This window comes from Granulicella aggregans, assembly GCF_025685565.1.
GTDB lineage: Bacteria > Acidobacteriota > Terriglobia > Terriglobales > Acidobacteriaceae > Edaphobacter > Edaphobacter aggregans_B.
Genome location: NZ_JAGSYE010000002.1, coordinates 1,011,521 through 1,032,944 on the forward strand (window position 1 = coordinate 1,011,521; position 21,424 = coordinate 1,032,944).

Below are 21,424 nucleotides of genomic sequence, written 5' to 3' on the forward strand. Positions count from 1 at the left end.
GCTTCATCTCCACTCACCCGATGTAGACTTCTGCCTTAGAGAGGGTTTCGGCCATGCACATCTTCATTCGGACCGCGCTGCTTGGACTACTCGCCGCCGCGCTCGGCACCCAGAGCGCAGCGGCCTCCAACGACCGGATCTCCTTCGGCAAAAACATTACCGTCACCGAGGGCGATCCCGCCAACGACATCGTCTGTATTGCATGCAGCGTCACCTTACAAGGGGACGTCCACGGCGACATCGTTACCGTCTTTGGCGGCATCAAGGCCGAAGGCTCGCGGGAGATATCCGGCGACGTGGTCGCGCTCGGCGGAGACCTCATCCTTCCCGGCAGCTCGACCTTGCAAGGCGATCTCGTTGTCGTCGGCGGCGACCTCGATCTCGGTCCTGAGGCAACCGTTCATGGCGACCGATCAGTCTTCCCCGGTCGCGCGTGGATACTTCTTCCCTTTGCTCCCTTGGTAATTCTTGCCGGGATCGTCTGGCTGGCCATCTGGCTGCTTCGGCGCAACCGCTATCGCTTCCCGATGTATCCCTATGGCCGCGGTCTCTAAGAGGAGGGCCCATGAGTAAGACAGAATCGACGATGGTGAAACTGGGCACGGTCGCGCCCCCATTTGAACTGCCTGACGTAATCAGCGGAAGCGGCATGAGCCGTGACGACATCTTCGCCAGCGCCGGAGACGAGGCACGCGGGTTGCTGGTGATGTTCATCTGCGTCCACTGCCCCTATGTAATGCACGTGGAGGCGGAGTTGGCGAAGATCAGCGAGGACTACGAAGGCCTGATCGCCATGGTTGCGATCCAGAGCAACGACACAGTCGAGTACCCCGATGACGGCCCCGCAGGCATGGCCGAGCAGGCTGCACGGGTCGGCTTCCGCTTCCCTTACCTTCTGGATGAGTCACAGGAAGTAGCCCGCGAGTACGACGCGGCCTGCACTCCCGACTTCTTCCTCTTCGATGCGCGGATGCGTCTTGCGTACCGGGGCCAGTTAGACGATAGCCGTCCTCGCCGTGGCGATTTTGGCAATGATATACCGGTTACCGGCAAAGACCTTCGCGCCGCCATGGACGCCGTCATCGCAGGTAAAGCGCCCAGCCCTGAGCAAAGAACCAGCCTGGGATGCAATATCAAGTGGAAGAGTTAGAAAGCACTGGACCGCGAACTTGAAGTCCGCGGCCCGACTTCTCGCATGAAGACTAAAGACTCTTATTGATGGCTGCGTCTGACCCATGCTGCTTCACCATCTTGTTGTAAAGCCCAAGAATGAGAAACGGCGCGGCCCACTGGCCGATAAACAAGGCCATGTCGGTCTTCTTTTGCGCCTTGTACGCTACTGAAACGCCCATCGACGCAAGCGCCGCGGCCAGGTAGACGCTAGACGGGATCTGCGATGTGAACTTCTCAATGGCTGCGGTAACTTGATCTTCCTGCGCTTCGCCGGGTGCTACACGATAGTCGGTCATTTGCCTCAATCTCCTAAGACGGATGTTCCGCCTGTAGGAAGAATGATGCCGATTTCGCGTTGCGCGAGAGTCTGGCTTCGTGAAATCTATGCGACTTTCATACTGCGAAAGAAACGGGATCAATACGTGGTGTGGAGCGCCTGACCGGCACCTTTCTGTTCTCGAACCAATTGCCCATCCCGCATGGTCAGGATGCGGTCGGCGATTTGGGCCGCCTCTGGGTTGTGCGTGATCATCAATACGGTCTGGTTGAGCTCCCGGCTCGCATCCCGCAACATCTCGAGGACCGCATCGGAGTTTTTTGTGTCCAGGTTGCCTGTCGGCTCATCGGCCAGAACGATCGATGGCCGGGTGACCAGAGCCCTTGCGATCGCGACCCGTTGCTGTTCGCCACCAGAGAGTTCGTTCGGACGATGGTCGAGTCGGCCAGCGATTCCGAGCTTCTCAGAGAGGTGCGCTAGAAGCTTGTGGTCGAGCGGCTTCTTCGTCTCCGCGCCCAGGTTCGCGATGTCATGCGCGATCTCAATGTTGCCAAGCGCCGAGAGTGTTGGCAGGAGATTGAACCGCTGGAAGATAAACCCGATGCGCGCGCGGCGCATCTTCGTCCGCTCCGCGTCCGACAGCTTGGCAAAGTCCGTTCCGGCGATGGTTACGGAGCCAGAAGTCGCATTGGTCAGTCCGCCCAGCACATAAAACAAGGTCGACTTGCCAGATCCGGACGGCCCGACGATGGCGACGAACTCGCCCTGTTCGATTGCGAAGTTGACGCCGTGGAGAGCATTTACTTCCAGCTTGCCGGAGCGATAGGTTTTACCGAGGTTCTGAGCGACGATGATAGGAGTCATTAGCACTATCAAGTTTATCTGCTTGAGGGGCCTGACGCGAACGGGGTTCGATGAAGATTGCAGTGTGGCTGTTTTATGGCGTGGCTGGCTGGTGCGCTATCGGGCTTGTGGGATCCATCCTCTCGATTGCGAGAGGCAAGCGCGCCGAGGCGCTTCGAAACTCCGCGTGGGTGGCAGTGGTGGGCGGTGCCTACCTGTTGACGCTGCTGGCTGTCTCCACGCTTCAGAGGCAGCGCGTGGTCGCCATCGGACAGGACCAATGCTTCGGTGCCATGTGCTTCCGGGTCACGGCCGTGGATGAGGTACCGGGCCTGGTAGCGGGATCGACCGACCGCGTCGTCCGAGTCCATATCGCAGTCGCAAACCACGGCAACTCTGCGGCGGAAGAAGGTGCTATCCGGGCGTATCTGCTGGACTCCAGGGGACGGCAGTGGTTCGCTCTCCCAGGGCTTTCAGGAAACCGGCTGACAAGCCGGGTTTCGGGCAGATCGGAGATCATCAGCCAGCCCATGTTCGGTGTGGCCAACGATGCCACTGGCCTGGGCCTCGTCCTGACCCATGGCAGCTGGCAGCCGCGGCAGTTTATCGTTGGCGACTCCGACAGCCTGGCCCATCGGCCCACCATCGTAGCGCTAGGCAGGTAGCAACGCCGCCGCCCCTAATTGGGGGTGAGTTCGGAGGTTGCGAGCGCCTGCGTGATCGCGGCCAGCAGGACTTCGGTCTCGACCGGCTTCTGCAGGAAGAGAGCTGCGCCTGCCTCAACCGAACGCTCCGCGTGGCTTGCACGGTCACGTGCGGAGAGCACAATCACCGGGATCTGTGCCTCGGATGGCTCGCCCTGCAGCATGTTCAGCACGGTGTAGCCATCGCCGCTGGGCATACCCAGGTCGAGCAGGATCAGGTCGGGCCGGTGTTTGCGCGCCTCGGCCACGACCGAAAGCCCATCTCCCGCACAGCACACCTCGTAGTTATTTGCACGCAAGCGGATCAACAGCGCCAGCCGCATCCCAGGGTCATCGTCCCCAATCAGGATTCTCTTCTTCGAGGAGTTCACCGCTGCCATGCACACCATCCACAGTCAGCCCCGCCCAGTCCTTGGGCGCAGGCCGTGATCTTCGACACCTACCCTCTACTTCGGCGAAAAGTCGCATCTACTGCTGAGGATCGTGAAGAAATGAACCGACTGGTAACGTGACCTCTTGTGTCAATCAGTCAGCCTGCGCGGTCGTCAGGGATGCCGCGCGCTCCGAGTGGCCTGAGTTCTCGGACGCTCGAGCCTCGGCATATGCGGCCGCGCCCAGAAGCGCGCAGGTATCGTCCAGGATGACCCGCACCGGGATCGCCTCCAGAATCGAAGACATGCGACCCTTGTCGGTAAACGCCTCGATAAAGGCACCTGCCTTCAGCGTCTTGAGGATCTTCGGGGCGATTCCGCCACCCAGATAGATTCCACCCAGAGCGAGCACCTTCAAGGCGACATTCCCGGCTTCCGCGCCATACGCCGACGCAAAGATGCGCAGTGTCTGGAAGCAGATGTCGCTTGTCCCGTTCTCCGCGCACTCCCCGATTACGGCGTTGGGGTCTTCCGTCGCAAGGCGCTGGGCGAGCCACACCGGCTCTTCCAACTTGAGAACGTCCTTGCAAAATCCGTAGACGTTTTTTATGCCGAGGCCGGAGACCACGCGCTCGAAGCTGACGCGGCCATGAAGCGTCCGGCGAAGATGATTCAGGAGCGCGATCTCGGTCTCGTTCCGCGCGGCAAAGTCGCAGTGTCCGCCCTCGGAAGGAATTGGGGTGTGGCTCTTCTTGCCGTCCCAGATGAGCATCGCCTGGCCCAGGCCAGTTCCGGCTGCAATCAGGCCGCGATGTCCGACCGCCGTTGGATCGCCTTCGTGGAGGGTGAAGATCTTGTCCGGCGCAAGCTCGGAGATTCCGTAGCCGTTCGCTTCGAGGTCGTTGATCAGGAAGATGTGCTCGATCGAGAGCGACTTCGACAGCTCCCGAACGTCGAGTTCCCACGGCAGGTTGGTCAGCTTCAGCCTTCCGTCGCGCACCGGGCCGGGCAGACCAAAGCACGCCGCCTTCACCTCGCTGCGGTCCAACTCCGCGCCGTGTGCGTCCGAGGAGAGAAAGTTGTTTACGATGTCATCCAGGCACGCAAACTCGTGCGCAGAGTACTTCTTATCGCGGAGAGCCTTCAGCCGCCCGTCTTCAAAATCGTAGAGTGCCAGGTGGACCTTGGTTCCACCCACGTCGCCAGCAAGAATCATCTAGGAAAGCTCCAGTGTGCCGACGAGCATTGAATTTGGACCCGCAATCGTCGGTGCAGGCAGCTTAGACGCTGCAGCAGCATCGAGCAAGAGAGAAAGCTTGCCGGAGGCCGGGCGGATCAGTTGGGAGGGGGTGGTATCGGGCTGGTAAGGCCCAAGCATGACCTGCGCGAGGATCTCTGCCTTGGCAGCTCCCTCGATCAGAAACGCGACCTCGCGGCCGTGGTTGATCACCGGTTTGGTCAGCGTGATGCGCCAGGTGTCCTTTTGAGGGACATGGTTCGGAGTGACGATTAGGCTGATTTCTTCGAGCGCAGCTGTGTGCGGAAAGAGCGATGCTGTGTGCCCGTCGTCGCCCATGCCCAGAAGGATCAGGTCGAAGGTCGGGGTCTCCGCGCCTTCGAGCTTGAAGGTGTTGCGAATCTCGGACTCGTAACGTGCGGCGGCCTCGGTCGGGTCGAGCTCGCCTTCCATACGGTGAATGCGCTCGGCGGGTAGCGGGACATGGTCCAGCAGCGCCTGCTTGGTCATCAGAAAGTTCGAATCCTTGTCGGTCGGCGGAACGCAGCGCTCATCCACCCAGAAGAGCTCTAGTTTGTCCCACGGAGTCTCGGCGGCAAAGGGCTTCGCCGGATCGGCAAGGAACGTGAACATCCGCTTGGGCGTGGATCCGCCAGATATCGCAATCCGTGCTACGCCACGCGCGGCGACAGCGGACTTGGCATGCGCGGTAAACAACGCGGCGGCAGCCTCTGCGACGGCATCGGCGGTGGGAGAGACGTAGTAGGTTACGGTTGCTGCGGGAGGCATCGCGGAGTCCTTTGAGATCTCTGATTGTTCTTCGAAACTGCGTGCTTTGAAACCATGCGCCGCCGGAGAACATCCCCCGGCGGCCACAGCGATCATCGATACATCTTTTACCGAAACAAAACTAGAGCTTGCGCCAGCTCCGGCCATCGGCTTCGATCAGCTTGTCCGAAGCTTCCGGACCCCAGCTTCCTGCCGCGTAGTTCGGGAAGTCGACGTTACCGTCCTTCTCCCACGCTTCAAGAATTGGTGTGAACAGTGCCCAGGTTGCTTCGACACCGTCGCGGTGCGCGAACAGAGTTCCGTCGCCGAGCATCGCGTCGAGCAGCAGACGCTCGTAGCCGTTGGCGGATGACTTGCCGAACGCCTCTGCGTAGCTGAAGTGCATGTCCACCTGAGCGACGTTGGTCGTCGGACCGGGGACTTTGGCTCCGAAGCGGAGCGAGATGCCCTCGTCGGGCTGAATGCGCATGGTGATGACATTCTGCTCGATCTTGTCGTCGCTCGAGTTGGTCTTGAAGAGATGGGTTGGCGGCTGCTTGAAGACGATGCTGACCTCGGTCACGCGCTTGCCGAGCCGCTTGCCTGCGCGAAGGTAGAACGGAACTCCAGCCCAGCGCCAGTTTTCTATCTCGAGCTTGATCGCACCGAAGGTCTCGGTGTGCGACTCTGGATTGACGCGGTCTTCCTGGCGATAGCCGATCACATCCTGCCCATCGACCTTGCCCGGTCCATACTGGCCGCGCACCGTGTTCTCGACCGGAATGCCTTCGATCGAGCGCCAGACCTTCAGCTTCTCGGTGCGAACGGCGTTTGCCTGGAACGAGTCCGGTGGCTCCATCGCTACGAACGAGAGAACTTCCATCACGTGGTTCTGCAATACGTCGCGAACCAGGCCAGCCTTCTCGTAGAACGGGCCACGACCTTCGATACCGATGCTCTCTGCCGCCGTGATCTCGACGTGGTCGATGTAGTTGCGGTTCCAGATCGGCTCGAAGATACCATTGCCGAAGCGGAAGACGAGGATGTTCTGCACCGTCTCCTTGCCGAGGTAGTGGTCGATGCGGAAGATCTGGTCTTCGGAGAGGACCGCGTTCACGTCGTCGTTCAACTTGCGCGCCGATTCGAGATCGGTACCGAAGGGCTTCTCGATGATGACGCGAACCCAGTTCGACGCTCCCTCCGCGGGGCAGGCCATGCCGCGCTTGCCCAGGCGCTGAATGATGTCCGCGAAGAACTCCGGCGCAACGGCGAGATAGAACAGGCGGTTGCCTTTGGTCTTGAACTTCTCGTCCAAACCGGCAAGATAGGTCTTCAGCTTCTCGAAGCCCTCGTCATCATCGAAGTTGGTGGCAAAGTACTGGACGCGATCGAGGAACGGCTGCAGCTTGGCCTCATCAGCGTCCACGCCGCCGCCCTTCATGATGCCGTCCTTCATGTCCGGCCCAAAGGTGGCTGACAGATCGCGGCGCGCGACGCCTACGACCGCGAAGTCCTCAGGCAGGAGGCCCGCCTGGTCAAGGTGATACAGCGCAGGCAGCAGTTTGCGCTTGGTCAGGTCGCCGGAGGCGCCAAAGATGACGACGATGCACGGCTCGGGGGTGCGTTCGCCCTTCTTATGGGCATCCAGTTGGGCAGGTGTAGTGGTCATGCTGTTGCTCCCTTGCTCTTTCTACTTTTCCGAATGGCGAGCCATCCGTTGAAACACCGTGGATTCGGCTGGGAAGTCACGCCCCAGCCGCTAAGTCACAACTATGCCTTTTTTACCGCGTGGCCGCCAAACGCATTGCGCTGAATCGAGATCATGCGGTCGGTGAAATTGTTGTCCTCGCGGCTGCGGAGACGGCGAATCAGCGACTCCGTAATCACCGGTGCTGAGACGTTCAGATCAATCGCTTCGAAGACCGTCCAACGGCCCTCGCCGGAGTCAGGAACAAACGCTGTGAGGCCGTCCAACGTTGGATTCTTCTCAAGCGCGTCTGCCGTCAGATCTAGCAACCATGAGCGAACCACCGAGCCCTTCTGCCAGATCTTGGAGATCTGTACCAGATCGAGGTTGAGCGGCGTCTTCGCCTTCATGATCGAGAAGCCTTCCGCGTAGCCCTGCATCATGGCGTACTCGATGCCGTTGTGGACCATCTTGACGAAGTGTCCAGCGCCCGACGGTCCAACGTGCCCCCAGCCCTCTGCCTTGCCGGGAGCGAGGGTCTCGAAGATCGGGTAGAGCGGCTTGACGGCCTCTTCGTCTCCGCCGACCATCATGCTGTAGCCTTCCTTGAGTCCCCAGATACCGCCTGAGGTTCCGCAGTCAACGAAGTGAAAGCCTTGCGGCTTCAGGGCTACGTGCCGGCGCTGCGTGTCCTTGTAGTTCGAGTTGCCACCATCGATGATAGTGTCGCCCTGCTGCATCAGCGGCAGAAGCCTGGCGATGGTCTGGTCGACCGGGTCGCCTTCGGGAACCATGATCCATACTGCGCGCGGAGCACTCAGATTCTTGACCAGATCTTCGAGCGAGTCCACGCCAACCGAACCGAGCGATGTCAGCCTGGCGGTCGCTTCCTTATTGAAGTCGAAGCCGACGACCTTGTGACCGCCGAGACGGAGGCGCTCCGCCATATTGAATCCCATCTTGCCAAGTCCGATAAGTCCGATTTCCATAGTCTTCAAAGTCCTTTCAATAACCGTACTTCCAAGGTCGAATTGCTAGATATTAACTCCCAGCTCCGCCAGAGAAGCGCGGACCTGGGCTGGGGATTCGAACCGGATTCCCTTCATGCCGTGATACTCAGCGGCGTCGATGTTTGCCTGCTTGTCGTCGATGAAGACGGCGGTCGGGGCGGGTTGGCCCGATATGCGGATCGCGGCCCGGAAGATGTCGGGATGCGGCTTCATCTCGTTCACATAGCCGGAGCAGATGAAGTAGTCGAACTGCTCGCGAAGCCCGAAGGTGTCGAGGCGGTACTCGTTCAGTTCCGCGCTCTCGTTGTTCAGCGTTGCAAGTTTGTATTGCCCGGATGACTTCAGCGCAACGAGGATATCAAAGGATTCAGGATACTGGAATGAACTTTGCCCGCATACTTTGGGCCAGATGTCCGCAAAGGTGAAGTCATAGTCCGGTCGTGGGCCGAGTTCTGGCTTGAACAATGTTCGATCGAAGTACTCCTCCGCGCTGATCCGGCCCCGCTCCCATACGAAGCTCTCGTAAGGATGCCGCCGTTCAAACGCTGGAAGATCGACGCCCAGGGAAGACAACACATTAACCCGTTGATACCGGTCCCAGCCGTTCGACAGAAGGACACCGCCGATGTCCCAGAAGATCGTCCGGATATCGTTCATTCCGCCTTCAATACCTTTCGCCGTGGCAAGTCATCGTTTCGGGTTGGATGCTGGCGGCTGATGCTTCGATCTACTCAAACCGTCTGTGACCTGACACATTGCAAAGAAAAGGGCGGAGCCTAAGCCCCGCCCATCTCATTACTTCTTCAACAGCTTCTTGGCCAGAGCAACGGTTGCCTCGACCGTAACGCCGTAGTGCTGCATCACGGTTGGTCCGGGTGCCGACGCTCCGAACTTATCGACTCCGATGATGCCGCCGTTGTGGCCGACATACTTCCACCAGCCCATCGTCGATCCCGCTTCCACGGCGATCTTCGGTGTGGATTCGGGGAAGACGGACGCCTTGTAGGCCTCGTCCTGCTCCTCGAAGATCTTGAAGCTGGGCATCGAGACGACGGTCGCGCCGATTCCCTCAGCCTTCAGAACTTCAGCCGCCTTCAGAACAAGCTCCACCTCGGAGCCGGTGCCGATCAGGATGATGTCCTTGCCGGAGTCGTCGAGCACATACGCACCGTGCTTCACGCCCTCGTGAATCTTGTACTTTTCGGCATCGAGGACCGGAAGGTCCTGACGGGAGAGCGCCATGAAGCTTGCGCTCTTGCGCTCGAGCGCGAGCCGCCAGCAGGCAGCCGTCTCGTTCGCATCCGCAGGACGGAAGTCCGTCAACTGCGGAATGGCGCGCATGCTCATCAGGTGCTCGACCGGCTGGTGGGTCGGGCCGTCAGCGCCGAGGCCGATCGAATCGTGCGTGAAGACATACAGCGAGTGGACCGACATGATGCCGCCCATGCGCAGCGCCGAACGGCAGTAGTCCGAGAAGGTGTAGAAGGTCGAGCCGAACGGGATCAGGCCGCCGTGCGCCGCGATGCCATTGACCGCAGCCATCATGCCGAACTCACGCACACCGAAGAATACGTTCCGGCCAACGGGATCGACGTGGAAGCTGGGCGAGTTGGCGAAGATCGTCTTGGTGGAGCTGGTGAGGTCGGCCGCGCCGCCAAACAGCTCGGGAACCACGCCCGCGATCGCGTTCATGACGACCTGGCCTGCGTTGCGTGTGGCTATTGGCTTGCCCACCGGGAATACCGGCAGCTTCGCCTCCCAGCCCTTGGCGAGTTCCTGCGCGAAGGCGCGATCGTACTCGGCTGCCTTCTCGGGATACGCGGTGGCATAGGCCTTGAACTTCTCGTTCCACTCGTCGTGCAGCTTCTTGCCCTTGGGGACGATCTCGCCCCACTGCTTCGCAGCTTCTTCAGGGATGTAGAAGTCCTTGTCCTCCGGGAAGCCGAGGTTGCGCTTGGTGGCCTTAACGTTCTCCACTCCGAGCGCCTCGCCGTGGACTGCCTTGGTGCCAGCCTTCGGGCTGCCGTAGCCGATGACCGTGCGGACCTTGATCAGCGTGGGCTTCTTGGTCTCGCGCTGTGCTTCTTCAATGGCCTTCGAAAGCGCAACCAGATCGTTGCCGTCGGTCACCGTGATGACCTGCCAGTGATACGCCTCGAACCGCTTCACCACATCTTCGGTGTAGGAGAGTTCTGTCGGGCCGTCGAGCGAGATCAGGTTGTCATCGTAGAGCACGATAAGCTTGCCGAGTTCCAGCGTTCCGGCCAGCGAGGCTGATTCGTGCGAGATGCCTTCCATGAGGTCGCCATCGCCGCAGAGGACGTAGGTGTGGTGGTCGACCGGCGTGTGGTTCTCGTGGTTGTAGACCGCCGCGAGATGCTTTTCGGCGATCGCGAGGCCAACGGCCATTGCAAATCCCTGCCCGAGAGGACCGGTGGTGACTTCAACGCCCGGGGTCTCTCCGATCTCCGGGTGCCCGGGGGTATGCGATCCCCACTCGCGGAACTGCTTCAACTGCTCCATGGGCAGGTCGTAGCCCGCGAGATGCAGCATGCCGTAGAGCAGCGCCGAAGCGTGTCCGTTCGAGAGCACGAAGCGGTCGCGGTCGCTCCACTTGGGGTCCTTCGGGTCGTGCTTCATGTACTTGTGGTACAGAAGGTACGCGATCGGAGCGCATCCGAGCGGAGCACCGGGGTGGCCGTTCTTGGCCTTCTCCACGGCGTCGACAGCCAGAAAACGTAGCGTATTGATCGAAAGTTGGTCGATGTCTTGGGTCTGCAGGTCGCTCATTCGATTTCCTTTTCCAGTTAAGCGGGGCGGTGAAACAGCTCCCGGTGGTGGTTTCCAACATCAGCGATATCAGTGTACAGGTCGATCCTGCGAACAAAAATGAGTGGCCCTTCAATCAGCTCATCACCGGCCTATCGTGCCGCTTCGAGTTCAGCCCGGAATGAGTGTTACTTCGTGATTGCGTCCCAGCCAGCGGTCCTCCGCCGGCCAATACAGGGTGAAGATGATCTTGCCAGAGTGCTGAGGCGTTGTACCGATGTCCGCATACGACCCCGGATATCCAACCGTGCGCGATTCGACCGTCGCTTGAGTGGCCCAGTCGTCGAAGGTGTAGGTCACCCGAAAACGTTTCGCGTCCATGATGCGAAGCATCAGACCCGCAACCATCTGCGTGACCTGGCGCGTTGTCTGGAAGACCTCGATCAGCGAGGTGAAGGTCCTTTCCTCGGCTGGCTTGGCATAGCGATCTTCCACAGCGGAGATCGTGTCAAAGACGCGACCGTCGCTCTTGGAGCGGAGCAGCTTCACATACTCGGAGTGCGCCCAAACCAGCGGCTGTGCCGCTCCGGCCGATCGGCCCAGGAACAGGCCTTCGGACGGCAGATCGGCGTGGTCCCAGATCTGCTCGGGCAACATACCTCCGACTGACGAAAACTTTTCGAACGCCGTAATGAAGCTGTCCACATCGTTACCGGCGGCAAGCTCATAGTGGGCGCGCTCCCCCCCGAGCAGAGGCCATGCGCGGCCCTGTCCCCAGTGCTCGAATGGGCCGCCGTCTTTCCGCTGGCCGTAGCCATCATGGTTGTAGCGTCGCCAGGAGTCGCCATAGGGCGTCTCGATCTTCAGGCACTTGTCGACCACCTTCAGCGAATCGATGATCAGCGGATCGTCGGCGCGGCGAATGCCGTAACGCACCAGTTCTAGGAAGCCCGCGTCGATCACCTCGCGGGCCTCGAAGTCGTACTTTTCGTCCGGAGCGCGGTTCGCGATATGGATGTAGCCGTCCTGCACCCAGTCGTTGTGGAACGGCTCGCCCTTTGCCGGCGGACGAATCCGCATGTAGTGATACTTCACGTCGGGATGCAGACATCCCTCGGTCGTAGTCGTCCAGCGGTCGAGGTTGCCTTCGATCCAGTCCGCGTAGGTCTCGAGGAAGCTGGCGAGCTCCGGAGCCGCATACGCCCTCGCGATGTCCGCCGCGCAAATCAGCCCGGCAATCACTGCCGCGAGCGTCGATGGCGAGTATCCCGGATTCTCCTCCCAGCGCTCCTGCTGCGTCACAGGGGCGAAGCGGACGAGAAACGCTGCGGCATTTTCGACGAAGGGAAATACATCGAAGTTGCCGAGCCCGTTCAGCTTCCAGAGACGCCACGCGAGGATGATCGGGAACGCCACTTCGTCCAGCTGAATGCCCGTCCAGTAAGGCGTTCCATCGATCCAGAAGTTCTGCGCGAAGCTGCCATCAGGCCGCTGCGTACAGGCCAGGTAGACGAGCGCCCTGCGCGCTGTGTCCGTGCGTCCAATGGCCAGGCACGCCGTCGCCGACTGCACCATATCGCGCGTCCACACCAGGTGGTATCCGCCCAGGTCGTCGTCGCTCTTCGACGCTCCCCAGGGAATCGAGGCGGATGCGATGAAGGCTCCCGGATAGGTCTTGTCCTCGTGCGAGAGGATCACGTTCTGGCTAATCCGCATCAAGCGGCCACCGTCGGTCGCCACCGCAGAAAGCTTCTCGGGAACGCTTGAGCGGTGCCACTGCTCGATAAACCGCTTGGCGTGGATGGCGTAGGGGGTCGAAAGGGTCTGCATCATGCCGGCCAGGGCCGCGTGATGGCCGTCGCCGAGCGCAATCGCCACAGTGAACTCGCGATGCCGGGCCACGTCGATCTCGCCCATGACGGCGAGATTGCCGTTGAGCGCTTGACCGAACTCCCAGTCCATGGTCATGTCGGTCGAGAGGTCCTGGAAGCCGTCGCTTGACCCCACATAGCCGCAGGAAGAGCGCGTAAAGCCGCAATCCACGCCCAAAGCCAGCGAGGTCCCGCCCTTCCAGCATAAGAGAGCGCGTTGCCCGGCGACCTCGATCGAACGTGCCGAGTTTCCTGCCCCCCCGCCGTTCAGGTGCGGGGCCAGTAGCGCGTAGCACTTCAGCCGCGACAGCACGGCCTCGTCGCCGGCGATCTTCACATTCATCAGCACGACAGGGTGATGGGGGTCGGAGATGAACTCCTTGGTGACCGTATACCGGCCATTCAGATCGCTCGCCTTAACACGCACGGCGGGCGCTTCCGGGTCAATGTAGCTGAAGTCGTACTCGAAGTCGCGCTTCTCTTCATGGAGAAAGGTTGCTCCATCGGTGAAGAGCAGCTCCATGTCGCGCGTCTGCGGACGATCGATCGTAGGGTAGTAGATCTCGTTTAGCGTGCCGTGCGAGATGGTGAACCACACGCGGCTGGAGGCCGCATACGCAGTTGCCACGGCATCTTTACGCGAAGAGGTCCAGCGTGGTTCAAGCCCTGGCGCTCCAAAGGCAGCACCATCATCGTCAAGCCAGCGGTACGAAGCAGATAGGTCGCTCATGTGTCTTGCTATTAGACCTCAAAACTGTTGGTTGGGGGCCTGTGGAGGATGAATGCGGCGTAAACTTCCCGAATTGAGAGGACATCGATCCTCTTGCGCTATGATGCGAATGCCGGACCTCAAGCTCGTTTCTGTCCACATGCGCGGGTCTCACTGCATCGTGGCATCCGGAACGTGCATCGAAGACAGCAACAGCCTTCTCTCTGCTCGGCTACCGCGGAGAATATTATCGCAAATGTTGCGGGGCGCAATTTATTTCACGAAAACTAGCATTACCAGAGGAGATTGACCGTGGCTTACGAACTTCCACCACTCACCTACGACTACGCGGCGCTTGAACCCTACATCGACGAAGCGACCATGAAGCTCCACCACGACAAGCACCATCAGACCTACGTGACCAACCTGAACGGCGCGATCGAAAAGCACCCAGAACTTGGCAAGCATACCCCCGAAGAGCTGATCAAAGACCTCGCCGCGATTCCTGAGGATGTTCGTCCGGTCGTCCGTAACAATGGCGGCGGACACGTTAATCACACCATGTTCTGGGAGATCATGAAGCCGGGTGGCGGCGGCGAGCCCACGGGCGCTATCGCGGACCAGATCAAAGCCGACTTCGGCGACTTCGAGACGCTCAAGAAGACCTTCAACGAGACCACCGCCAAGCAGTTCGGCTCCGGTTGGGGCTTCATTATCTTCGTCGGCGGCAAGCTGCAAATCGTCACCAAGCCGAACCAGGACAACCCGATCTCTGACGGCCACTACCCGATTCTGGGCAATGACGTCTGGGAGCACGCCTACTACCTCAAGTACCAGAACAAGCGTCCGGACTACCTGGCAGCATGGTGGAACACCGTGAACTGGGACGAGATCAACAAGCGCTTCGCGACGGCAAAGAAGTAGCTCGATCGCTCGATCTGAAACTGAAATCATCCGGCGGCCTCTCCTCGAGAGCCGCCGGATTTTCTTTTGCTTCGATTCTTATTCGGCGTTTTCTGCGCTTCCGAAGATGGTTTCGAATGCCTGCTCGAAGTCGGCGATCAGGTCGCGTGGAGCTTCCAGGCCGACCGAGAGACGGATCAGGCGGTCGGAGACACCGAGGCGCTCCCGCAACTCTGGCGTGAGGTCGCAGTGCGAGGCCGTCGCGGGATTGGTGATGAGAGTCTCCACGCTGCCAAGGCTCTCGGCACAGGTGCAGAGCTTCAGCGCCTTCATGAAAAGGAGCGACTCCGCGGTGGTCGCGTTGAGTTCGAACGACAGCATCCCGCCGAAGGCTGACTGCTGCTTCACCGCGAGCGCCTTCTGCGGGAAGGAGTCGAGGCCGGGATAGTTCACATGAGCGACGCGCGGGTGCTGTTCGAGCCAGAGGGCGATCTCGCCAGCGTGGGCGCAGTGCATGGCGAGGCGGGCGGGCAAAGTCTTGACGCCCTGGATGGTGAGCCACGCATCGAAAGGCGCTTGAATCGTTCCGATGGACTTGCGGACCAGGCGAAGCCGTTCTACCAGCTTCTCGTCGTGTGTGGCCAACGAGCCGCCAATGGTGGCATTGTGGCCATCGATGTACTTGGTCGTCGAGAGCATGGAGACGTCCGCGCCGAGGGCGAGGCAGTTCTGGATCAGGGGCGTGAGGAAGGTGTTGTCGACGGCGAGCTTCAGGTTCTCGTGACTGTGGGCAAGATCGGCGAGGCCCTTTACATCGGATAGCCGCAGCGTGGGATTGGCTGGTGTCTCGGCAAAGATGAGGCGCGTCTGCGGTCGGATCGCCGCGGCAACGGCGGGAAGATCCGCGGTGTCGACGAAGGTGTAGTCGATGCCGAAGTTTCCCAGCACCTGCTCGAAGAGACGCGTCGTGCCGCCGTAGATCACCTCGGAGAGCAGGACGTGGTCGCCGGCGCGCAACATGGCGAGGCAGAGGGTGCTGATCGCGGCCATGCCGGAGCGAAAACAGAGCGCGGAGTTGGAGCCTTCGATGGCGGCTATGGATTGCTCGAGCGCGTTGACGGTCGGATTGGCTCCGCGCGAGTAGCCGTAGCCCTTGGTCACACCGACGCTCTCGTGGATATAGGTCGCGGTCTGGTGGATGGGGAAGAGGATCGAGTTGGACTGGCTCTCGTAGACGCGATTGGAGTGGATGACGAGAGTGGATGGCTGAAAGTCAGGGCGGTCGGACACAGGGTTCTCCTTCTTATGGCTGGTCGAAAAAAGCGCACGTCCCAAATGGTTTCGGACGGCTTCGGACGGTTGCGGATAGCCCCAGACGGCCGCTCAGAGAAGGAGACGTTTCGCCAGCCTTACTCCGGCTTGGTGCCGCCCGGGGCGCGCATGGCCATAAGGATTCCTTTGCCACCGAGGAGACTCATAAAGGTTAAACGGGCTTGCGTTTGCTGTCGCATCGATCCTGATTTTACTACCGCATATCAGAAAGCACTCCCTATCTCGGGAGTGCCGCATCGCCTCTCGGACAAGCGTCGTAGATCACCTTGTCTGCAGGAGTTAGCTGAAACTCCTTCAGGCTTGCGCACAACCTCGGCATGGCCGCAGGTTCTACCGCATAGAGCGTCAGAAAGTAGCTCCAATACGCCACATTGCGCGGAAGCTGCCAGGTCTGCACCACTGTCCATTCCTTCGGGATCAGTCTGGCCGTCGTGGCTTCTCCAGAGCTCAACAAAGCAATGGGAGCGTTCTTCGATTTCGCCCACGCCGCCACATCCTCCGGGCCGAAACTGCGGCCCTCTCGCGCTCTGGGAAGGAGAGGTTCCACGCTCGCCAGTCCCAGAACGTCGAGGAAATGCGCATGGGTAAACAGGGCGAGTGCTCCAATATCGTTCACCACTACGGTGTCGTGGTCATAGTAGGTCCTGATAAACCGAACCATCTGAATGTGCTCATGGTAACGGTCCACCGCCGCCTGCACGGGGTTGAGCAACCCAGCCTGAACACGGTGCCCAAACACCGGTACCGATAACAGAAGCCCCGCAAAGGTAATGCCCGCGAGAATCTTCCTTTGCACCGGCAACTCAGCTATCGATTCTCTGCGAGTCCCGTATTGCCAGACCTCCGCCGCAAACGCGGTAAAGAGCGCAAACAACCTGAGTGAAAAAAGATAGCTGTCGTACCGCATCAATCCATGCAATACCGGCCCCAACAGAATGTGAATGACGCTGATCAGGAGGGTCAGAAACAACAAAACCTGCGACCCTTCCCAGAAGCCGCGGGCTTTTAACCTGAGTAGCCAAAGCGGAAGCAGGGTGAAGAGAATCGGAAGCCCAACTTTCCAGGACACGATGTTCGTTACCTGCATCCGAAAGCTACCCAAGACACCTCCGGCCTGTTGCGACTTCGCAATCACTGAGTACGGCATCCAGAAGCCCGAGACATGATGGAAGTACAGCCCGAAGCCTACCGGCCCCATCGCAGCGCAAGCCCCAACCGCGAGTGCCAGCCAGCCCCGTCTTCTCGCCAGAAGCAACAGAATGACTGGCAGCACGGCAAACGCTGCTTCGTAGCGCAGCGCTCCTGCCAAGGCCGCGACCGCGCAGAGAAGAATGGGTTGCCCGGCGGCTCCATCGTCGGCTTTCAGTACTTCGGTCGCAAGGATTACCAGGGCCAGGATGCTGAATGTCTGCGCTACATGCTCCATGCCAAGCATGATCAGGTTCGACATGGGCGCGATCAGAATCATTGTGAGATTCAGCAAGTATCGCGCCCAGAGAGGTGTATCAGGAGCGATCCGTCTGAGCCCATACTCGACCACCAGGAAGATGCCGAGGATGAAGACCAGGTTCAACACGATCGGCGTGCCGAGATGGAATCCCACAACTCGCTCAATGGCCGCCAACAGGATCGTCCATATCGGCGAGGAGGAGGCACTCGCGAACTCGCCCGGCCGCACACCCCATATATGGTCCACTGCGAGGGTGTGCGCCTCGGCCAAATGGATGTAGCTATCGTCAAGGGGATACACAAACATGCCGCCCGTCTGTCGCATTATCAGCACACTGAAGGCGGCTGTGATGCAGCAGCATAATAGCGTCGCAGCGAAGGCAGGGCTCCGCAGAGCAGATGAAAGGGAATTTACGCCTGTCGGCATGGCTGTACTCTACTACAGTCACATCGTGCCACAGGGCTGTGATTGAGCAATTATGACCTCTCTCTGCGGGCGAAAGTCACGCGCCGTCAATTGCCTACTATCTGCCCGATCAACGCCTCCTCTCCGGATCTCTGCTGTAGTCATGGAGGAGCTTCGGGTGACCCTCAGTATCCGTACAGAAACATTTGCTCTATTGGTCTTGATATGGAATGATGGTCACGTTTCAACCGATGAGGACAAGATGTCGATCACAAAGGCAAGCCTGAAGTTTCTTGAAGACAAGTGGGACGAAACGACCGCTGCAACGCTCGACGGCGCGGAACTTCTACGCTACCGCAGCAACCTGCTCGGCTCCGACCTGCGGATTACCAACTTCGGCGGGGGAAACACAAGTTCGAAGCTGGACGAGATCGATCCGGTCACGGGAGCGACGGTCAAGGTGCTGTGGGTGAAAGGCTCGGGTGGCGACCTGGGCAGCATCAAGCGTAGCGGTTTGGCAACGCTGTATCTCAATCGCCTGCTCGCGCTTGAGAAGCAGTACAAGGGCGTTGCGGAAGAAGATGCGATGGTGGCACTGTATCCGCTGGTCACCTTCAATAACAATCCGACGGCTGCCTCGATCGATACGCCGCTGCATGGCTTTCTTCCCTTCGCCCACGTCGACCACCTGCATCCGGACTGGGGTATCGCGCTCGCGGCTTCGGCCAACGGTAGGCAGAAGATGGAAGAGTTCAACGCGGAGTTCGGGCACAAGCTCGCCTGGCTGCCATGGCAGCGCCCGGGGTTCGAGCTCGGAATGATGCTGCGGCAGATCGTTGCCGACACACCGGGATGCGACGGCGTCGTACTTGGCGGCCACGGTCTGTTTACGTGGGGCGATACGCAGCGCGAGAGCTACCTGAGCACCATCACCATCATCGACCAGATCGGCCAGTTCATTGAGCGGCATTCCTTGACCGCCGGGCACAAGCACTTCGGCGGCGCGAAGTTCGAATCGCACAGCGAGCGCGAGAAGGTTGCCGCAAAGGTGATGCCGTATCTACGTGGTGCCGTATCGCGCAAGCAGCGCTGGATCGGCAGCTTTACCGACGCACAGAGCGTGCTTGATTTTGTGAACTCGCACAGCGCGGAGCAACTGGCCCATCTCGGCACAAGCTGCCCCGACCACTTCATCCGCACCAAGATTCGCCCAATGTTTCTGAAGTGGGACCCGTCGACGGATACGAAGGCGATTCCTGAGATCATCGAGAGTTCGCTTGAGACCTATCGCTCGGAGTACTCGGCATACTATGCGAAGCATGCTCTGCCCGACAGTCCAAAACTTCGCGATGCCAGCCCCACTGTTGTTCTACTTCCCGGTGTAGGCATGTTCACCTTTGGCAGAAATAAAACCGATGCGCGTCTGACAGGGGAGTTCTACATCAACGCCATTGGCGTGATGCAAGGAGCAGGCGCACTGGGTGCAGCCGTGACTTGTACGGACATTCCGCAGGCTGGCCCGGCGGCTTCAGCAGACCAGTTCTCTGTCTATCAAAATTATGTCGCGCTACCACCCAGTGAGGCATTCCGGATCGAGTATTGGGCGCTGGAAGAAGCGAAGATACGCCGTCAGCCACCGGAGAAGCAGCTAAGCCGTCAAGTCGCGCTGATCGTCGGCGGAGGCAGCGGCATCGGCGCGCAGGTCGCGCTAATCGCAGCCGAACGCGGAGCCCATGTGATGATCGCCGACCGCGACGCGGAAGGCGCGAAGCGTGTAGCCGAAGAGTGCAAGGCGATCGCAGGCAAGGAAGTCATCGGCCATACCTCGATCGACATTCGCGACCGTGCGGCGATCAAGGCTGCGCTTGCAGCGACGATCAAGCAGTTCGGAGGCCTTGACATCCTCATCAATACGGCGGCGCTCTTCCCTTCCTCGCCGGATGGCGTCATCAGCGACGCGCAGTGGGGCCTGACGCTTGAGGTCAATGTCACGGCGAACTACCTCCTTGTCGATGAGGCGAAGAAGTTCTTCGACGCGGAGGGTCTCGATGGCAGCATCGTGCTCACCAGCTCTGCCAACGCCGTTGTCGCGAAACGAGGCTCGGAGGCCTATGACGTCTCGAAGGCGGCACTGAGCCATCTTGTTCGCGAGCTTGCGGTGAGCATGAGCCCGAAGGTGCGAGTCAATGGCATCAGCCCCGCAACTGTGGTGAAGGGGTCGACAATGTTCCCGCGCGACCGTGTGAAAGCATCCTTGGCGAAGTACAACATCCCCTTTGAAGAGTCAGGCACAGATGATGAGCTTCGAAATGCGCTTGCCCTCTTCTATGCGAAGCGCACGCTGACGCACACGCCCATCGATCCGAAGGATTGCGCGGAGGCCATTATGTATCTCGCTGGGCCACTGGCGCGATGCACGACGGGCCATCTCATTCCAGTCGATGGCGGCCTGGTCGAGGCCTATCTGCGATGAGCCTCGCGCCAGCAGACAGGCGCTCGCTTGTAGCGGTCGATCTTGGCGCGGAGAGCTGCCGCGTCAGCCTGCTTCGCTGGTCTGACGGCAAGGCAGAGATTCAGCTTGTGCACCGCTTCCTGAACGGGCCTGTCGAACGCGATACCGGGTTGCACTGGCCGCTCGCGAAGATTATCGAAGGCGTCGAAGAAGGGCTGCGAAAGTGCGCGCCGCTCGCGCCGGAGGGCGTGCGTTCCATTGCCATCGATGGCTGGGCAGTCGACTATGTACGTCTCGATGCGAACGGGCAGGCGCTTGCCGAGCCCTTCTGCTATCGCGATGAACGTAACGTGCATGCCGAGGTAGAGCTGCACAAGCGCATTCCTGCGCTGTGGATGCGAGAGATCACCGGCATCGAGCAGCTGCCGCTCAACACGCTCTATCAGCTTTATGCAGACCGGTTGAGCGGCACGCCGGAGGCTCGCTGGTTGAACCTGCCCGAGTATCTCTTGGCGCGATGGGGAGCGGAGCCCGTCGCTGAGTTTACCAACGCGACTCATACGCAATTGGTAGACATGGACTCTCGCGGCTGGAGCCGCGAGATCTTTCGCGAGGCCGGACTGAAGATCGAGTTCGCGCCGAAGATCGTTCCCCCCGGAACTATGCTTGGCAAGCTGCAGGGCCCACTTGCGCGGTTGCCCGTCTTCGCTGACGCAGAGCTGATCGCGCCCGCCTGCCACGATACTGCTTCTGCTATCGCCGGTATCCCCGCGGCTGGCGATGACTGGGCTTACATCAGTTCAGGAACTTGGTCGCTGGTGGGCGCGGTCACCGATCTTCCCGTCGATGGCCCAAGCGTTCGCGAAGACTCGTTCAGCAACCTTGGCGGCGTGGGCAACATGAACTGCTTCCACAAGAATGTGAACGGCATGTGGCTTCTGAAGCAGTGCCAGAATGCTTGGGCAGCGATGGGACATGAGCCTTCCATCTCCGATCTACTTCGCGATGCCGAGCGCGAACCTGTGCCGCCGATGCTGCTCGACGTGGACGACCCTGACTTGCTTCGGGTTGGCGAGATGCCGCAACGGATCAATCGCCAGCTAGTTACGAAGGGCACGCAGCCGCTCGACGAATCGCCTGCAAATGCGCCCGCCTTCACTGCACTAATCATGCATAGCCTGGCGCGCCGCTATGCCGAGACGTTGACACGTATCCAGCAGCACACCGGCAAGGTGATAAGGCGCATCTACATCGTCGGTGGAGGCTCGCAGAACACGTTTCTCAATCGGCTCACGGCAGAGGCTACGGGCTTCGCCGTGCATCGCGGCTCGCCGGAGAGTTCAACTATCGGCAACTTCGCGGTGCAGCTTGCCACACTTGAGAGCGAACTTCCAGCATCGTCGATGGAGTTCGCGCGCGCTGTCCGCGAGTGGAGCCTGCATCTCAATCCGCCCGCGTGACCT

The 21,424-nt window shown here is 60.1% G+C and carries 18 protein-coding genes; 6 read left to right on the forward strand and 12 right to left on the reverse strand.

Annotated features, from left to right (window positions below):
• The first annotated feature begins 53 nt into the window (after nt 1-53).
• On the forward strand, nt 54-554 hold the full coding sequence (locus OHL18_RS13815) for a hypothetical protein (protein ID WP_263375429.1): 501 nt from the start codon (nt 54-56) through the stop codon (nt 552-554).
• An 11-nt stretch (nt 555-565) separates the two neighbouring features.
• Nucleotides 566-1,150 (forward strand): thioredoxin family protein, encoded by a 585-nt coding sequence (locus OHL18_RS13820; RefSeq protein WP_263375430.1) that lies wholly within the window; start codon nt 566-568, stop codon nt 1,148-1,150.
• Nucleotides 1,151-1,202: 52 nt separating this feature from the next.
• On the opposite strand, the gene OHL18_RS13825 is transcribed toward OHL18_RS13820, so the two are convergent.
• Both OHL18_RS13825 and OHL18_RS13830 read right to left on the reverse strand, forming a co-directional pair.
• Nucleotides 1,203-1,469, reverse strand: coding sequence for a hypothetical protein (locus OHL18_RS13825; protein ID WP_263375431.1), 267 nt, complete (start codon nt 1,467-1,469; stop codon nt 1,203-1,205).
• A 119-nt stretch (nt 1,470-1,588) separates the two neighbouring features.
• Nucleotides 1,589-2,314, reverse strand: a complete 726-nt coding sequence (locus OHL18_RS13830) for an ABC transporter ATP-binding protein (RefSeq protein WP_263375432.1) — start codon at nt 2,312-2,314, stop codon at nt 1,589-1,591.
• 50 nt (nt 2,315-2,364) lie between these two features.
• Between OHL18_RS13830 and OHL18_RS13835 the strand changes: the two genes are divergently transcribed.
• Nucleotides 2,365-2,958, forward strand: coding sequence for a hypothetical protein (locus OHL18_RS13835; protein WP_263375433.1), 594 nt, complete (start codon nt 2,365-2,367; stop codon nt 2,956-2,958).
• A gap of 14 nt (nt 2,959-2,972) precedes the next feature.
• Here the strand turns inward: OHL18_RS13835 and OHL18_RS13840 are convergent, their stop codons facing one another.
• The 8 genes from OHL18_RS13840 to OHL18_RS13875 all read right to left on the reverse strand — a co-directional run bounded on the left by OHL18_RS13840 (nt 2,973) and on the right by OHL18_RS13875 (nt 13,440).
• Nucleotides 2,973-3,377 (reverse strand): response regulator, encoded by a 405-nt coding sequence (locus OHL18_RS13840; RefSeq protein WP_263375434.1) that lies wholly within the window; start codon nt 3,375-3,377, stop codon nt 2,973-2,975.
• A gap of 145 nt (nt 3,378-3,522) precedes the next feature.
• Entirely contained in the window at nt 3,523-4,584 is a 1,062-nt protein-coding gene (gene glk, locus OHL18_RS13845) for a glucokinase (protein WP_263375435.1), read from the reverse strand.
• The gene (pgl, locus tag OHL18_RS13850; protein ID WP_263375436.1) at nt 4,585-5,394 is read right to left on the reverse strand and encodes a 6-phosphogluconolactonase; all 810 of its coding nucleotides are present in this window, start codon (nt 5,392-5,394) and stop codon (nt 4,585-4,587) included.
• 121 nt (nt 5,395-5,515) lie between these two features.
• Entirely contained in the window at nt 5,516-7,042 is a 1,527-nt protein-coding gene (gene zwf / locus OHL18_RS13855) for a glucose-6-phosphate dehydrogenase (RefSeq protein WP_263375437.1), read from the reverse strand.
• Nucleotides 7,043-7,143: 101 nt separating this feature from the next.
• Nucleotides 7,144-8,049 (reverse strand): phosphogluconate dehydrogenase (NAD(+)-dependent, decarboxylating), encoded by a 906-nt coding sequence (gene gnd / locus OHL18_RS13860; RefSeq protein ID WP_263375438.1) that lies wholly within the window; start codon nt 8,047-8,049, stop codon nt 7,144-7,146.
• Nucleotides 8,050-8,094: 45 nt separating this feature from the next.
• A complete protein-coding gene (locus tag OHL18_RS13865; RefSeq protein ID WP_263375439.1) occupies nt 8,095-8,727 on the reverse strand; it encodes an HAD-IA family hydrolase in 633 nt (210 codons plus the stop codon).
• A 138-nt stretch (nt 8,728-8,865) separates the two neighbouring features.
• A complete protein-coding gene (gene tkt, locus OHL18_RS13870; protein ID WP_263375440.1) occupies nt 8,866-10,860 on the reverse strand; it encodes a transketolase in 1,995 nt (664 codons plus the stop codon).
• A 150-nt stretch (nt 10,861-11,010) separates the two neighbouring features.
• On the reverse strand, nt 11,011-13,440 hold the full coding sequence (locus OHL18_RS13875; protein ID WP_263375441.1) for a glycoside hydrolase family 15 protein: 2,430 nt from the start codon (nt 13,438-13,440) through the stop codon (nt 11,011-11,013).
• A 291-nt stretch (nt 13,441-13,731) separates the two neighbouring features.
• Here OHL18_RS13875 and OHL18_RS13880 point away from each other — a divergent pair, with 291 nt between their 5' ends.
• Complete coding sequence (locus tag OHL18_RS13880; protein WP_263375442.1) at nt 13,732-14,343, forward strand: superoxide dismutase; 612 nt, start codon at nt 13,732-13,734, stop codon at nt 14,341-14,343.
• Nucleotides 14,344-14,421: 78 nt separating this feature from the next.
• On the opposite strand, the gene OHL18_RS13885 is transcribed toward OHL18_RS13880, so the two are convergent.
• Entirely contained in the window at nt 14,422-15,612 is a 1,191-nt protein-coding gene (locus tag OHL18_RS13885) for a trans-sulfuration enzyme family protein (RefSeq protein WP_263375443.1), read from the reverse strand.
• A 259-nt stretch (nt 15,613-15,871) separates the two neighbouring features.
• Nucleotides 15,872-17,410, reverse strand: a complete 1,539-nt coding sequence (locus OHL18_RS13890; protein ID WP_263375444.1) for a hypothetical protein — start codon at nt 17,408-17,410, stop codon at nt 15,872-15,874.
• 361 nt (nt 17,411-17,771) lie between these two features.
• On the opposite strand from OHL18_RS13890, the gene OHL18_RS13895 reads away from it, so the two are divergent.
• Both OHL18_RS13895 and OHL18_RS13900 read left to right on the forward strand, forming a co-directional pair.
• Complete coding sequence (locus OHL18_RS13895; protein WP_263375445.1) at nt 17,772-19,982, forward strand: bifunctional rhamnulose-1-phosphate aldolase/short-chain dehydrogenase; 2,211 nt, start codon at nt 17,772-17,774, stop codon at nt 19,980-19,982.
• A complete protein-coding gene (locus tag OHL18_RS13900; RefSeq protein WP_263375446.1) occupies nt 19,979-21,421 on the forward strand; it encodes a rhamnulokinase in 1,443 nt (480 codons plus the stop codon). The genes OHL18_RS13895 and OHL18_RS13900 overlap by 4 nt, the downstream gene beginning before the upstream one ends.
• Nucleotides 21,422-21,424 lie beyond the last annotated feature (3 nt).

What these genes read in the sequence shown, in the direction of transcription:
- OHL18_RS13815 (WP_263375429.1), top strand. Translation starts at nt 54, where the DNA reads ATGCACATCTTCATTCGGACCGCGCTGCTTGGACTACTCGCCGCCGCG.
- OHL18_RS13820 (WP_263375430.1), top strand. Translation starts at nt 566, where the DNA reads ATGAGTAAGACAGAATCGACGATGGTGAAACTGGGCACGGTCGCGCCC.
- OHL18_RS13825 (WP_263375431.1), bottom strand. Translation starts at nt 1,469, where the DNA reads ATGACCGACTATCGTGTAGCACCCGGCGAAGCGCAGGAAGATCAAGTT.
- OHL18_RS13830 (WP_263375432.1), bottom strand. Translation starts at nt 2,314, where the DNA reads ATGACTCCTATCATCGTCGCTCAGAACCTCGGTAAAACCTATCGCTCC.
- OHL18_RS13835 (WP_263375433.1), top strand. Translation starts at nt 2,365, where the DNA reads ATGAAGATTGCAGTGTGGCTGTTTTATGGCGTGGCTGGCTGGTGCGCT.
- OHL18_RS13840 (WP_263375434.1), bottom strand. Translation starts at nt 3,377, where the DNA reads ATGGCAGCGGTGAACTCCTCGAAGAAGAGAATCCTGATTGGGGACGAT.
- glk (WP_263375435.1), bottom strand. Translation starts at nt 4,584, where the DNA reads ATGATTCTTGCTGGCGACGTGGGTGGAACCAAGGTCCACCTGGCACTC.
- pgl (WP_263375436.1), bottom strand. Translation starts at nt 5,394, where the DNA reads ATGCCTCCCGCAGCAACCGTAACCTACTACGTCTCTCCCACCGCCGAT.
- zwf (WP_263375437.1), bottom strand. Translation starts at nt 7,042, where the DNA reads ATGACCACTACACCTGCCCAACTGGATGCCCATAAGAAGGGCGAACGC.
- gnd (WP_263375438.1), bottom strand. Translation starts at nt 8,049, where the DNA reads ATGGAAATCGGACTTATCGGACTTGGCAAGATGGGATTCAATATGGCG.
- OHL18_RS13865 (WP_263375439.1), bottom strand. Translation starts at nt 8,727, where the DNA reads ATGAACGATATCCGGACGATCTTCTGGGACATCGGCGGTGTCCTTCTG.
- tkt (WP_263375440.1), bottom strand. Translation starts at nt 10,860, where the DNA reads ATGAGCGACCTGCAGACCCAAGACATCGACCAACTTTCGATCAATACG.
- OHL18_RS13875 (WP_263375441.1), bottom strand. Translation starts at nt 13,440, where the DNA reads ATGAGCGACCTATCTGCTTCGTACCGCTGGCTTGACGATGATGGTGCT.
- OHL18_RS13890 (WP_263375444.1), bottom strand. Translation starts at nt 17,410, where the DNA reads ATGTTTGTGTATCCCCTTGACGATAGCTACATCCATTTGGCCGAGGCG.
- OHL18_RS13895 (WP_263375445.1), top strand. Translation starts at nt 17,772, where the DNA reads ATGTCGATCACAAAGGCAAGCCTGAAGTTTCTTGAAGACAAGTGGGAC.
- OHL18_RS13900 (WP_263375446.1), top strand. Translation starts at nt 19,979, where the DNA reads ATGAGCCTCGCGCCAGCAGACAGGCGCTCGCTTGTAGCGGTCGATCTT.